Here is a 13880-nt window from a genome sequence, read left to right as displayed (position 1 = left end):
CTGACCGGTGCGCGCTTCGCGCGGTGCTCTGAATTGCCAGCCAGAAGAGGTCCCCATCACCGTGGGTCGATTAAGTTCATGAGAGCGCGAGAAACGCTGCGCGGTGCGTTCGCGACCATACGACAAGGTTGCCTTCAAGCCGTCGACGTCATCGCCAGAACGGTCCCTGGCATATCGCGCGGGTGCGAGTGTACAAGGCAGCCAACACTGATCGTGTGAAATCGGTTTGGAGATCTGTGGGAGGGTTTTGCTGCGGCCGACCAAAATTTGACAGTTGATCTATGAACTGCCGAATGCATCCTCCAGAATAGCTTTAAGACGCGCGGCTCCTTTTACCAGCTCGCGATCGAGCTCCGCTTTGATAGCCACAGCATAATCGTTGCTGATCTCTACGGGGTGGCTCGAATCGTTGTGGTCCGGGGTTCCTGCCGGCAGTAACTGATAGGCTCTTATACCCAAGGCGTGCGTGTCGTTGGCCCACGCGGCAACTCGTGCATCATCATAGGGCGGGGCGTCGACTGTCGGCAGCGGATCGGCATCGAGTGAATCAGCATAACTCCCCCACGAATATGCCTGGAGATCGACCAGAGAGTCATCCCACATGCTGTGGAAGGTCGACGCGCGTGTATATGACGTGCCGTCGGACCGCTTCGCGTGCAGGATGACATGAAGTCTGTTACCGCCTTGATCGCCATTGTGTTCGCTTGCGTGCAACGGCTGCTCCAGGTCGCCAGCCAGATGGACAACGAGCTTCAGCGCGCGCAACCTGTCTTCCTTAGAGCGCGAATTGTCTTTGAGGATCGCAATAGCCGCCGGAAGACCTTGGACGATGCAGGTTCCCTGATTGTTTTGATCCTTGCAGTCAAGGGCGACGTCATATGTCGGCCGTTCGATGTCGATGTCGACGAAATGCCAGCGATAGGTGTTCTTTCCTGCCGGCGTGAATTTATAGTCGTCCGCCCAGTTTGAGATGGCGGCCAGCGAAGTGTCACCGATCAGCTCCTTGAGCTTCGCCTGTGCAGCCGGGCTTAAGTGCCGCTGCGACAGTTCCGCAATGACAGAATGACCTAGCTGCCCCCAGGCAAGTGCGGAAAGATGTGCTGCCTACAAAGGCGGCAGTGCAGATCGCGAATATGAGTCCGAGCCGTGTCACTAATTGCTCCCCGATATTGATGAAATGCTTCAGGTCATTTGAGGACAGAGTCAGGTGCTTGGGTTACGGCACGTCGACCGGGGGCATGGACGCCGTCGGGCGTGGCACGAAGGCATTCTGGTGCTGGCCGCGTGCCGCCAACATGATCGTTAGAGCCGCCAGGAGGATCAGGAGAACGCGCATGCAACAAGGATTACCCGAAACGATATATCGCAATTATGAAACGACTCACATCCCGTGCCTTTGGAGGAGGAGCGGCTTTGTCGGGGCATCTATCGCATACAACGTATTGGCGAGCAAAAGGCTCACAAATCTTGATATTCGTTCGTTCTCGCCGGTAGCCGCCAAGCAGCGGGATGATTGCGCTCCAAAAATGCATTTTCCCTTGAGGGCCGCAGGAATAGTGCGGCGGTTTCGAGTAGTAATCTAGTGATTGGCTATTCACCGCGAAGGCAGCCGCCCATCCGCTGCTTCCGGGCGCCGTGAAGGACGATCCATGCACAATCATGACATTGTGTCCGGCAGCCTGTTGGCGCTGACCGCCGCGGGCCTCGCGCTCCTTTGCTCTAGCCTGCTCGCATTTGCTTTCATTTAGATCTCGCGATCGGCCGTTGGCGCGCTAGGATCTCTGCGCGACCTGACGCAGCCGGGCAGCGGGCTGGTATGGTTTTCCACGTTTGGAGGCCCGACGGTCGCGGATGATCTGCTCAGGCTTCCGCAAGGATCCGCTTCCGCAAAACGCTCCGTTTTCGCACGTAGTGCTGCCTTTCTGAATGGCCGACCTGATCTCCTGGCTCGGTTTCGTACAGTCGACCACTAAGTCCCCATCCATCGAAAGATATAGGTAGGCTTATGATAGCGCTCGCATCACGCGTTTTTGCGCGCATTGCGCAGCATTTCTGCGTCAGGTCAACTTCGGCACGGCAACTATCGATCGAACAATTAGGCACAGGAGCGCTGGAGGCTCACCTAGCAAATCCCCGACGCGCACCTTTCGGTGGCCTTAAGAGCAAGCAGGTATGAATGTGCTTCAAGGGTAAGCCCGTCTACCGGCCCTCACTATTTACCTCACCACCTGGAGCGCAATGCGTTTCTCGTAAAGGCGCCGACCCGATCAAGTGGGACAAGATTGCTGAAAACGATGCCGCGGGTGTTGCGGCGTGCGGCAGCTCTTGACCATCTTCTGCTATCGCGGCAACGAGAACAACAGAAGCAGATCGAAATGATGAGAGGGGCTGTGATGGATCAATCCCAAACATCGGAGTTGCCGCCTGTCTTGCAGACACCCTCAAAAGGCTTTCGGTGGATCTTTGCTCTGGTAGCCGTATCGCTCGCTTTTTGCGCAGGAGGAGCCTATTTGTGGACGCATATCGAAGCGTTTGCAGAGGCGCCGCCGGCGCATGACGTCGAGCCTCCCACACTTAGCCTGTCAGCTGAGGATAGGGCCGTTCTTTTAGGGATCCAATCGGGGCAGCAGAAGACAGCCGATGAACTGGTCGAGCTCAATCGCAACGTCGATGCACAACAAGCCGATCTAAAGCGGATCTCGGATCAGATCGCAGCCCTGACCCAAAGAATCGAGGAGCTGCAGAATCCGGCGCCTGTTGCTTCTCCTTCTCCCGCCTCCTCTCCGCCACCCGTGCGCACCACATCCAAGCCGGCCAAGAGAGACGTCCGCCCGCCCAAACCGCAAGGTCCGGTTTCTGTGGGAGGCGCGCCGCTGACTGCGGAGCCGAGCACGAAACAGCGCTGATTGACACAAAATGCCTGCTATATGACGCTGCGCCTTCCAACGACGTAAGGACGCGGAAACCAACGGTCCACCATTTGACCGGCAGGCCCAGCTCTCATTCCTCCGCGTGGTTTCGGAAATCCTCTGCGAGTCGCAAGAAGTTCATAAGCAGGACGTGCCCCTGTGAGGTAAGGATCGACTCGGGATGGAATTGGACGCCATAGGTGGGATGATCGCGGTGCGCGAGGGCCATGATCTCGCCTTCCTCCGAGCGCGCTGTCACTGCCAGGTTCTGCCCGCATGAACGATCAAGCTCGACGATAAGAGAATGGTAGCGGCCGACGTCAAGCGGGGTGGGCAGCGCCTTGAATAACCCTCGGCCGTCATGCGCAACGTATGAGCGCCGACCATGCATGGGCCGATGCGCACGCGCCACGCGCCCTCCGAAAACGCTCGCGATACACTGATGTCCAAGGCAGATGCCGAGAATTGGTACGCGTCCTGAAAATTCGCGGACCGCTGCTGTCGATATTCCGGCCTCCCTTGGGGTGCAGGGGCCGGGCGATATGACCACCGCGCGCGGCTTGAGACCAACGAGCTCGCTGATGCTGATAGCGTCGTTCCGGATTACTTCCGTTGCTTCACTCAGCTTGCGGAAATAGCGTGCAATGTTGAACACGAAGGAATCGTAATTATCGATGATGGCAATCAAAATGCACCAGCTGGTTCAGAACCGAATGCAGCAAAGAGTCGTTGTGCCTTGGCGAGCGTTTCCTCGTATTCGGCCTCGGGATCGGACAGCACCGTTATACCGCCGCCGGCATGAAACACAGCCAGGTCGTCCTCAATCGTGACGGTGCGGATCGCAATATTTGTGTCCATGTGCCCGTTGAACCCGATGAAGCCAATCGCCCCGCAATAGACCTCTCGCGCTATGCGCTCGATTTCTGTAATAATTTCCATCGACCGCGGCTTTGGCGCTCCCGTAATCGAGCCGCCCGGAAAGCAAGCACGGAGCAGGCTAACGGCGTCTTCCTTTCCGGCAAGTTCCCCCGTAACGATCGACACGAGATGGTGCACCGAGGCGTAGGACTCGAGATTGCACAGGGCCGGAACCTCGACCGAATGTGCAGTGCAAACGCGTGACAGATCGTTTCGCAAAAGGTCGACAATCATCGTGTTCTCGGCATGATCCTTTTCGGAAGCGAGGAGAGCAGCCGCACGGCGGTAGTCTTCCTTCGAATCAGGCGAACGCGCGATCGTGCCCTTGATGGGTCGTGTCTCGACATGTCGCCCCTCAAGCTTCAGGAATCGTTCCGGCGAACTCGATGCAATGGTCAGCTTTCCCCATCGCAGCAGGGCCGCAAAAGGCGCTGGATTCAATGATCGCAGCTGACAGTAGAAGGCGAGCGGATCAAACGAGGTCGACAGGCGGGCACTGAAACGCTGCGCAATATTCGTTTGGAACACGTCACCAGCCAGGATGAAGTCGATCACGCGTTGTACCGCCGCAACGTAGCCTTCGCGGCTGAAGTTCGAGCGCCATGCGCCCGCTTTGCCGTCACAACCGTTCTGGGGCGCCGTTGGATGAGCAAGCAATGCTGCAAACTCGTCGGCTCGACGACGCGCGCGTTCGCTCCGTCTCACGCGATCCTGCTCAGGCCATCCGGTCGAGACGATCCAGCATTTGTTATCCCGGTGGTCGAAGCTGATGACCACGTCATAGAAATGCAGGACGGATTGGGGCAAACCCATGCCGGCAATTGCCGGCGCAGACAATCGCTCCACTGTCCTGTTCATGTCGTAGGCAAGGTAGCCTGCCGCTCCACCCTGGAACGGCGGGAGATCGGGATGATGCTCTTGCGGGTATTTCGCGAGTAGTGTGCGAAGGACCATCCATGGATCGCCCTGAAGAGTTAGTCCGTTCCAACTGCCTTGGCCGTTCGCGACCTTGTAGGTGCTGAAGGGGTCGCACGTTAGATATGAGTAGCGCCCAAGCAGGTCGTGCCTTGCTGCGCTATCGAGAAACGTGAGATGCGACCGATGCGCGAGACCTCGCATCGCTGTGACAGGTTCAATCCACTGCAATTCGCAAACGTACATCGGCTTATCGATCACCGGCGGCTGACGTCGTGAAAGTGCCGTTCCATCTGTTGCCCCACCCGATAAGAACGACTCTCGTCTGCGATGGGTCGAACATTGAGGCCGATTGCTAAGGTTATCCGGCGGTGGACTTGTGCTGCGGCAGCACCTTGCTCATGCTGCCGGCGAGGCGAAAGGGGCACCTATCATACATTGTAGTCGGCCGCGAACCGCAGCTCGCGGAGCGGTCGGACCCGTTTAATCGACTCCTCGTAGAGATCGTGCGCTTTGTACGCTGCGAGCTCCGCCTCGCTGTCGAATTCACCATAGACCACGATGTCGATATCGTTGCCGAGCTGATCGGTCTTTCGGTTGCGGGCAACCTCAAGCCGGCGCGCATGTGGTATCGTGGTGAGAAGCAAAAGACCTTCAATAATCTGGTCGATATGCGTCTCGTCCTTGGCGCTGAAGAAGACAATGTGACGAATCATGGCTGTCCGTGGAGATGTCGCTAGCGGGTGGCACAACTATCTGGGAATAGAGCCCCTTGCAATGAGGCTAGTCGCTTGCTGCATGTTCGTCGCTTGCGATCGTCTGCGATCCCCAATGGATCGTGGCCAGAATTGGTCAGGACGCCGGAAGGGCAAGCCGCTCAATGGTTTGAATGTGCCGCGTGAGCAGGTTACAGGCTTGATCGATGTTGCGCGTTCGCAAGGCTTGCAGAATCAGGCGGTGATCTTGATTTGAGCGCGGTCGCCAGCCCACCGATCGCGCCATCGCGAACACCAATCGAGAATTGGCAAGCTGCAGTCCGTCAAGGCTCGCGAGCAGACGCGGCATTCCGCACGGCGCGACCAAGGCTTGGTGAAAGGCGCGGTTGGCCATCTCAAACTCCTCGATCGTCTTTGCATTGTCCCCTTCGATCAAAGCGAGCTCGATCCGAGCCAAATGAGCTGTTGTGAGCCTAGGCCCCGAATGGCGCAATGCCACCACTTCCAGCGCGGCGCGCATTTCGGCGATCTCCTTCACTGACCGGGTATCGAGCGGGGCAACCCGAACACCGCGACGCGGCACAGCGACAACAAGATGTTGAGCCTGCAGCTGCCGAAAGGCCTCGCGCACCGGGACGTGGCTGGAATTGAATTCTCGTGCAACGTGATCCTGGCGGAGTGGCGCGCCTGGCTCTAGGGCGCCGCTGATAATGCGCTCAGCGATCGAGTCCGCGATGCGCGCGACGGTCGTCATGTTGTCAGCAGCGATCATAGATTATCTACCGCAATAACCGGTGCATTTGCGAGGCAGCTCGATTAGCATCTCTTGGAGAGCGATGACTATAGATAATTCACGCGATTATCTACAATTGAGCGGGGTAGGTTATGGATGCTGCTGCGCAAATCCAACGGAAGGAAACAGGCGACGGGGCGCAGGTTCATAATCATTGGAACCTCGAGGAGGCTAAGGCGCTCTACGACCTTCCTTTTGCCGACCTGATGCTTCAGGCGCAGCGCGCTCACCGCAAGCACTTCGATCCAAACCACGTCGAAAGTGCAAGCCTGCTTAGCATCAAGACCGGCGGCTGTCCGGAAGACTGCGGTTACTGCTCGCAAAGCGCGCATTACGAAACCCACCTGAAAGCGACTCGTCTGATGCATTGCGCCGATGTGGTTGCGACCGCGCGGCGCGCGAAGGATGCGGGCGCCACGCGCTTCTGCATGGCCGCGGCCTGGCGCACTCCAAAAGATCGCGATCTCGATTCCGTCTGCGACATGGTCAATGCGGTCAAGGGACTCGGCATGGAAACGTGCGTCACGCTCGGTATGCTGACACCGAACCAGGCCACGCGCCTCGCCGAGGCCGGCCTTGACTTCTACAATCACAACGTCGACACATCCCCCGAGTTTTACAGCAAGATCATCACTACCCGCAGCCTGCAGGACCGCATCGATACGCTGGCGCATGTGCGCGATGCCGGCATCAAGATCTGCTGCGGCGGGATCATCGGCATGGGCGAGCAGGTCGAGGACCGCCTCGGTATGCTCGTGCTGCTCGCCAATCTCCCCCGCCATCCCGAAAGCGTGCCGATCAACCTATGGAACAAGATCGAGGGGGTGCCGGTGGAAGACACCGCGGAACCTCCCGACCCGATCGCGCTGGTCCGGCTGGTGGCGACCGCGCGGATCATGATGTCGCGGAGTGTGGTTCGGTTGTCCGCCGGGCGGCAATACATGACGGATGAATTGCAGGCGCTTTGCTTCTTGGCTGGCGCAAATTCGATCTTCATCGGCGACGTGCTCTTGACCACCAAAAACCCGAGAGTTGATCGCGATGCGGATCTGCTGGCCCGGCTCGGCATCACGTCCGGGCTCGCCGGCGGGAAGCAGTGCGCGCAATATGTTGCCCCTACATCCAGCCTAGGCGAGAAATGCAGATAACTTTGATGAAGGGCAAAATCCATCGCGCCTCAGTGACTGAAGCTGATCTGCACTATGAAGGCTCGATCTCGATAGATCGTACGCTCCTGGAGGCAGCAGGAATAGTGATCAACGAGCGCGTCGAAATCTACAATGTCGAAACTGGAACGCGCTTTGCCACCTACGTGATCGAGGCGCCGCCGAGGTCTGGCACGATAAGCCTGAACGGTGCGGCCGCCCGACTGGCGATGCCCGGAGACAAGATCATTATCGTTGCATATGCCTCATTCGACGCGGCCGAAGCAAAGATATTCAAGCCACGCATTGTGCGTGTGGACCGAGACAATCGCATCCTGGCAAGTTGAGCCTCAACGGCCATCCTTCCTTCTTCAGCGGCCAACGGATCTTTTACGTGACTTGATGCGATCTTGGGAGAGATGAATGCGGTCAATCCAAACAGCTAGACTTAGTCCCTACGTCGCAGCGCTGAAGGCCTTGAACGAAGATAAACGGCTGCGCTGCCTCAGGCCGCGCGTGGGGATCGATTTCGCATCCAACGACTATCTGGCGCTCGGGAGCGCCCCGTGCATCAAAGAGGCGATGGTCGCCGCGCTTGAGGCGGGCACTCCGGTTGGCGCCGGCGGGTCGCGGCTTCTGCGCGGCAATTTCGAGGAGCATGAACGGCTCGAAACGGAAGCGGCTCAGTTCTTTGGCGCGGAGGCGGCGCTTTTCTTTGGAGGCGGCTACATCGCAAATTTTGCCCTCCTGACAACGCTGCCGCAGCGCGGCGATCTGCTTGTTCTCGATTCCCTCGTGCACGCCAGTATTCACGAAGGGGCGCGAGCCGGCCGCGCAGAGTACCGAGTTCACGCGCACAATGATCCCCAGTCAGTCGAAGACGCAATTCGCGAGTGGCGAACCAAAGGTGGAGCGGGCCGCATCTGGATTGTGGCCGAAAGTCTCTACAGCATGGATGGCGACTTCGCTCCACTCGAAGAGCTGGTGGCAATCGCCGATCGCCATGACGCGTTTCTGATCGTCGATGAGGCTCATGCCACAGGTGCTTACGGGCATCAGGGACGAGGGCTCACGGCTCCTTATGACAGGCGCGACAATCTCATCGTCGTTCATACCTGCGGCAAAGCGCTCGGTGCGGCGGGTGCACTTGTTACGGCCTCCGGCATCCTGCGCGATTTCATGGTCAACCGCTGCCGTCCATTTATTTTTACTACTGCCCCATCACCATTGATGGCCGTTGCCGTTCGAGAGGCACTCCTCATCTTACAGAAGGAGCCGGAGCGGCAGCAACGGCTGGCCAAGCTCGTTGCGTTCGCGCATCGGCAGATCACCTCCCTTGGTTTGCACACGCCGTCGACCTCTCAGATCGTGCCGTATATCGTCGGTGACAATGCTCATGCAATGCGAATTGCCTCTGCTCTGCAGGCGCGCGGCTTCGACATCCGCGGAATTCGGCCGCCAACCGTCCCAGCAGGCACCGCCCGTTTGCGAATTTCGTTGACGCTCAATGTTGGGGAAGCGGACGTGTGCGCAATGCTCGATGCGCTTGTTGAGGTGACGAGGGGGTCGTTTTGATCAATAATCGGATCGTCGTGACCGGTACGGACACCGGGGTCGGCAAAACGGTATTTTCCGCAGGACTCGCTGGCCTGCTCGGCGCGAATTACTGGAAACCGGTCCAGGCTGGACTCGAACAAGAGACCGATTCCGAGTGCGTCTTGCGCCTCGGCGGCCTCTCGTCCGATCGCATTGTCCCGGAGCTCTATCGACTTCGGACGCCTGCCTCGCCCCATTACGCCGCGGAGATTGACGGCGTTCGCATAGACACAGAGACACTTGGACTGCCGGACAAGGGTGAGCGGCCACTCGTGATCGAGGGCGCCGGCGGGCTCATGGTGCCGCTGGCAGCGCGCACTCTTTACATCGACATCTTCGAACGCTGGCAGCTTCCCGTCGTGCTTTGCGCAAGGACGGGACTGGGCACAATCAATCACTCTCTGCTCTCCATAGAGGCTCTGCGGAAGCGTCAGATTCGAATCCTTGGAATTGCGTTCATTGGCGAAAGAAACGCAGAAACTGAAAGCGCGGTTTGCGAGATCGGGAGAGTGCGTTGGTTGGGACGGCTCCCGTGGCTTGATCCCCTCACGAACGATGGGCTGCAGGCCGCTTTCAAAGTCTCCTTTGTTGGCAGTGATTTCCTGAACCTATGAAGATGGCCAAGAGGTCGCCAATCTGGCACCCGTTCACGCAGCATGCTCTACAGCAGGACATGACGAAGGTGCTGCGGGGAGAGGGGGCTTATCTCTACACCGAAGATGGCCGACGCCTTATCGATGCAATCTCCTCCTGGTGGGTCGTGACCCACGGCCATTGCCATCCACGCATCGTGAACGCGATCCGAGAACAGGCAGGCAAGCTCAACCAGATCATCTTCGCCGGATACACTCACGAACCGGCTGAGCAAGTTGCGACGGAACTATTGAAGGTGACGTCCCCGGCGCTCGAACATGTGTTCTTCTCCGATAGCGGGTCAACCAGCGTCGAAGTCGCGCTGAAAATGGCGCTCGGCTACTGGTACAATACCGGAAGACAGCGAACCCAAATCGTGGTGATGCAGCACTCGTACCATGGCGACACGATCGGGGCGATGTCGGTAGGTAGCCGAGGCGTCTTCAATGCGGCCTACGGGGCGCTGATGTTCGAGGTGACCTCGATTCCGTTCCCGGCAAGAGATCGTGAGCAAATAGCGCTCGATGCGCTTGAAAACGCCTGTCGAAACCAACATCCCGCAGCCTTTATTGTGGAGCCCCTGATATTGGGTGCCGGTGGAATGCTGATGTATTCTCCCTCCGTGCTAAGGGAGATGAAGCGGATCTGCGAAGCCTTCGACGTCCTGTTCATTGCCGACGAGGTCATGACGGGCTGGGGCCGGACGGGTAGCTTATTTGCGTGTGAGCAGGCCGATGTCACGCCCGATATTGCCTGCTATTCGAAAGGCCTCACGGCTGGGGCGCTGCCGCTCGCCGTCACACTGTGTCGTGCCGATATTTTCGATGCGCATTATTCGGAAGATCGCAGGCGTACGTTTTTTCATTCGAGCTCATATACGGCCAATCCAGTGGCCTGCGCCGCCGCCAAGGCCAATCTCGACCTATGGCAGGATCAGGACTATCGCCGGCGGGTCGCATCCTTGGCCAAGATGCAAGAACGGGCACTCGCGCCATTTTGCGACGATTCACGGTTCGCAAACGTCCGGCGCACAGGAACAGTCACAGCGCTTGAACTCAACACGAGCGATGCCGGCTATCTGGCGGACATCGGGCCGAAGCTTTTGGCTTTCTTCCAATCGCGGAATCTGCTGTTACGCCCGCTTGGTAATACGATCTACGTGATGCCGCCTTACTGCGTGACGGCGGCCGATCTTGATGAAATCTATGCTGCCATCCGCGACGCTGCTGACTTGCTGATGTGAGGTGCATCAGTGCTGCAATCGTCTGCTGTGACAGGGTCTTGCAAGGCGGAAGCGTCCGTATTGCTGCCGTTTGATAATGCAAGGGGGATGCAGCGCCCACGGCTCGCAGGCTGATCGTGCTTTAAGCAGTTGCTTTACTCGCTCCTGATCCAACTGCCGCAGCAATCCTGCGGACTAGCCATGAGACGCGCAGCATTTGGCCGAAATGCCGGGGCGAATTGCCGTAATCACGGCGGAGAAATCCATTATCTTGAGCTTCTCGGCGAGGCATTCTGCGAAAATTACTGCTTCGTGAGGCAGCCGCAATCGCTGCAATCACAGTCAGGCTCTGCAAGGCCATTGAGACGGACCGTCGGCCGGCCGCTCCTTTGGTGCGATCGTGGTGCCGCGGTGAGAGGGTAGCGGGGCTTCCCAAGTGAATGTCTGACAGGAGGCGAGAATGCACATTGGCTTCCGTAATTCACTCGACCATTCAGCCACATGCTGCGCGATATGCGGCGGAAAGTTTGGGCTGATTCGCTATTACTGCTGGCGAACGGCCCTTTGCTCCAAGAAATGCGTCAACCGCTTCCAGGCGCGGCGGGAGGCCGATCAGAAATGGCTTCGATGGTTGCGAGCGGCTTAGGGCTAGACCGAGCTGTGGGTACCGCCCTGGTCAGACTTGTTGCGAATTCGATTCGCCAGCGCGTGGACAATCAAGTGACAGAAACATCGGCAAAAATAATCGACTTCAGGACCTACAGGGCCGGCAGGCTGGCGCGGTCTGAGCGCGTTCCCGACGACATCTACTCGACCGCCGTTCTCACTGCGCTTACAACGGCCTGTCACCTCTGGACGTTCCTGGCCTGGGATCCGTTTGCATTGCTCGGTGCGCCAGCGCCGAAGCAGGAGCCTCAGGAGTACCCCTAGGGCAGCAGACGCGGAGATGTGCCCCTAAAGACGAAGCCTCTCGCTGCGTGCATCTGCAGCGCGCTTCGGTCGAGCCCTCACCGTTTGGAGACACTGCGATCAGCCCAGAAACGCGTGCGGATGGTGGCCCGTCGCGAGCGCCGCTCCTCGATCGAGGGCTGAAACTGTACGGGAAGAACGAGCCATCGGGTGGCGAAAGGGCGATGAGGAAGGTCTTGCCCGATGGTTGCGCGACCATTGGACTGTTTTTGCGTTGTTCTCCAGTTCTGGAGAACTAAGTTCTCCATCCTCCATGCCATTGACAGGTTTCTCCTGCGTTCTCTAGGAAGCCCCGAAAGTGTGTGGGAGCGGATCCAATATGAGCCACAGTTCAGAGCAGCCTCTAGAACGTGTCACGATTCCGGCACTGCAGCAGTGGAAGGGTGAAGGACGTCGTGTCGTGATGACCACCGCCTACGATGCAGTTACGGCGCGCATCGCGGATCCCATTGTTGATATCATCCTGGTCGGCGATAGCGTTGGAAACGTCTGCCTGGGCTTCGACAACACTCTGCCCGTCAGCGTGGCCATGATGAATCATCACCTGGAGGCTGTTGCGCGCACGAGGCCTCATGCCCTGCTTGTGGCCGACATGCCCTTTCTGAGCTTTCATGTCGGTTTTGAGGATACCATCCGCAATGCAGGAGGTTTTCTGCAGCGTGGCGCCGATGCTGTGAAACTCGAGGGTGGCGCCAAACGCGTCGAGATGGTGCGCGCCCTAGTCGATTGCGAAATTCCTGTCATGGGACATCTCGGTCTGACCCCGCAGAGCGTCAACGTCATGGGTGGATTCAAGGTGCAGGGAAGGACAACGGATACCGCCTTGCGTCTGCTCGATGACGCCCACCGTCTGCAGGAAGCCGGCTGTTTCGCTCTGGTCCTGGAGGGGATTCCTGCCGAGCTCGCCGCGCGAGCGACCGAATTTCTCACGATACCCACCATCGGGATCGGAGCAGGACCCGATTGCTCGGGCCAAGTACTCGTGTTCCATGATGTCTTGGGGCTAACCGAAGGCCATCGCCCCAAATTCGTTCGTGCCTATACAAATGGATTCCAGCTGTTGCAGGAGGCGCTGTCGCGCTGGGCTGCCGATATCCGCAAAGGTGCATTCCCGGGCGCAGAGGAGTGCTATCGGCTTCCTGATCAGCTTCGGCATGCCATCGCCAAGTGGGTGCCCTCCAATTCAGCGTGAAGAAGGTAAGAAATGCAAGTAATTACGAAGGTCGCTGAGCTGCGTCGGGCTGTTGCAGACGTCCGCAAGGCCGAAAAGCGCATCGGGTTCGTTCCGACGATGGGATACCTGCACGACGGCCACCTGTCCCTGATCTCGGCCAGCGGTCGACACTGCGACGTCACTGTCGTTAGCATCTTCGTCAACCCCACTCAGTTCGGACCAAATGAGGATCTCAGCAGGTACCCTCGCGACTTCGCGCGCGATGAAGCCTTGTGCCGTAGTGCCGGGGTCTCCATCATCTTCGCACCAAGTGCAGAGGAGATGTATCCGGCTCAATTTGAGACCTTTGTCGAGCCGGGCGAACTCGCAAAACCGCTCTGCGGAGATTTCAGGCCCGGACATTTTCGTGGTGTAGCGACTGTTGTCTGCAAGCTATTCAACATGGTGCAGCCGGACGCCGCGTACTTTGGCCAGAAGGATTTTCAGCAATGCGCTGTGATACGCCGCATGACGGTTGATCTGAATCTTCCGATCGAGATTGTCACCTTGCCAACCGTGCGGGAGCCAGATGGACTGGCAATGAGCAGTCGCAATCGTTATCTCAGCCCGGAAGAACGTGGTCGGAGCCTTGCGATCAGCCGTGGCTTGTTCGCTGCATCCCAAGAGTTTGCCTCAGGGGAGCGGGAGACGTCAACGCTGATTGCGCTTGCAAGAAAGCATCTGCAAAGGGTCGATCGTCTCCAGTACCTTGAGCTTGTCGACGCTGGGACCCTCAGGATTGCCGAGAGCCCTCTGCGTTATCCGGCGGTGCTCTGTGTGGCAGCGTATGTGGGCTCGACGCGGTTGATCGACAATGTAGTCCTGACCTAGCAGGCTGTTGAAAAAGGCGC

Annotated in this window: 13 protein-coding genes and 1 pseudogene; 9 read left to right on the top strand and 5 right to left on the bottom strand. The window is 58.3% G+C overall.

Annotation, left to right across the window (positions count from 1 at the left end; translation table 11 throughout):
- Positions 1-279: 279 nt before the first annotated feature.
- Positions 280-1068, bottom strand: a pseudogene (locus tag BRAD3257_RS31675) (S1/P1 nuclease); the annotation flags it as partial.
- A 1214-nt stretch (positions 1069-2282) separates the two neighbouring features.
- On the opposite strand from BRAD3257_RS31675, the gene BRAD3257_RS31670 reads away from it, so the two are divergent.
- Positions 2283-2906 (top strand): hypothetical protein, encoded by a 624-nt coding sequence (locus tag BRAD3257_RS31670; RefSeq protein WP_244607767.1) that lies wholly within the window; start codon positions 2283-2285, stop codon positions 2904-2906.
- A 94-nt stretch (positions 2907-3000) separates the two neighbouring features.
- Here the strand turns inward: BRAD3257_RS31670 and BRAD3257_RS31665 are convergent, their stop codons facing one another.
- The 4 genes from BRAD3257_RS31665 to BRAD3257_RS31650 all read right to left on the bottom strand — a co-directional run bounded on the left by BRAD3257_RS31665 (position 3001) and on the right by BRAD3257_RS31650 (position 6230).
- Positions 3001-3597 carry an anthranilate synthase component II gene (locus BRAD3257_RS31665; protein ID WP_122405144.1) on the bottom strand — a complete coding sequence of 199 codons (597 nt, stop codon included), beginning with the start codon at positions 3595-3597 and terminating at the stop codon, positions 3001-3003.
- Entirely contained in the window at positions 3594-4988 is a 1395-nt protein-coding gene (gene pabB, locus BRAD3257_RS31660; protein ID WP_430648837.1) for an aminodeoxychorismate synthase component I, read from the bottom strand. The genes BRAD3257_RS31665 and pabB overlap by 4 nt, the downstream gene beginning before the upstream one ends.
- Before the next feature lie 185 nt (positions 4989-5173).
- On the bottom strand, positions 5174-5458 hold the full coding sequence (locus BRAD3257_RS31655; protein ID WP_122405142.1) for a Dabb family protein: 285 nt from the start codon (positions 5456-5458) through the stop codon (positions 5174-5176).
- Positions 5459-5594: 136 nt separating this feature from the next.
- Complete coding sequence (locus BRAD3257_RS31650) at positions 5595-6230, bottom strand: GntR family transcriptional regulator (protein WP_122405141.1); 636 nt, start codon at positions 6228-6230, stop codon at positions 5595-5597.
- 113 nt (positions 6231-6343) lie between these two features.
- Here BRAD3257_RS31650 and bioB point away from each other — a divergent pair, with 113 nt between their 5' ends.
- From bioB to panC, 8 genes are all read left to right on the top strand, one after another.
- On the top strand, positions 6344-7399 hold the full coding sequence (bioB, locus tag BRAD3257_RS31645) for a biotin synthase BioB (RefSeq protein ID WP_122405140.1): 1056 nt from the start codon (positions 6344-6346) through the stop codon (positions 7397-7399).
- Entirely contained in the window at positions 7390-7743 is a 354-nt protein-coding gene (gene panD / locus BRAD3257_RS31640) for an aspartate 1-decarboxylase (protein WP_122405139.1), read from the top strand. The genes bioB and panD overlap by 10 nt, the downstream gene beginning before the upstream one ends.
- A gap of 76 nt (positions 7744-7819) precedes the next feature.
- Positions 7820-8971: an 8-amino-7-oxononanoate synthase gene (locus BRAD3257_RS31635; protein ID WP_122405138.1), complete on the top strand. Its 1152-nt coding sequence runs from the start codon at positions 7820-7822 to the stop codon at positions 8969-8971.
- Entirely contained in the window at positions 8971-9606 is a 636-nt protein-coding gene (gene bioD, locus BRAD3257_RS31630) for a dethiobiotin synthase (protein WP_122406861.1), read from the top strand. Before BRAD3257_RS31635 ends, bioD begins: the two co-directional genes overlap by 1 nt.
- The gene (locus BRAD3257_RS31625) at positions 9603-10868 is read left to right on the top strand and encodes an adenosylmethionine--8-amino-7-oxononanoate transaminase (RefSeq protein WP_122405137.1); all 1266 of its coding nucleotides are present in this window, start codon (positions 9603-9605) and stop codon (positions 10866-10868) included. The genes bioD and BRAD3257_RS31625 overlap by 4 nt, the downstream gene beginning before the upstream one ends.
- Positions 10869-11567: 699 nt before the next feature.
- Positions 11568-11777 (top strand): hypothetical protein, encoded by a 210-nt coding sequence (locus BRAD3257_RS31615; RefSeq protein ID WP_145987056.1) that lies wholly within the window; start codon positions 11568-11570, stop codon positions 11775-11777.
- 358 nt (positions 11778-12135) lie between these two features.
- On the top strand, positions 12136-13008 hold the full coding sequence (gene panB / locus BRAD3257_RS31605) for a 3-methyl-2-oxobutanoate hydroxymethyltransferase (RefSeq protein ID WP_122405134.1): 873 nt from the start codon (positions 12136-12138) through the stop codon (positions 13006-13008).
- A gap of 12 nt (positions 13009-13020) precedes the next feature.
- Positions 13021-13860: a pantoate--beta-alanine ligase gene (gene panC, locus BRAD3257_RS31600; RefSeq protein ID WP_122405133.1), complete on the top strand. Its 840-nt coding sequence runs from the start codon at positions 13021-13023 to the stop codon at positions 13858-13860.
- Positions 13861-13880: the final 20 nt, after the last annotated feature.

The sequence above is a fragment of the Bradyrhizobium vignae genome, from assembly GCF_900324035.1.
In the GTDB taxonomy this organism is placed as follows: Bacteria; Pseudomonadota; Alphaproteobacteria; order Rhizobiales; family Xanthobacteraceae; genus Bradyrhizobium; species Bradyrhizobium vignae.
Note: the sequence above shows the minus strand (reverse complement) of the source record. Positions and strands in the feature narration are given on the sequence as shown.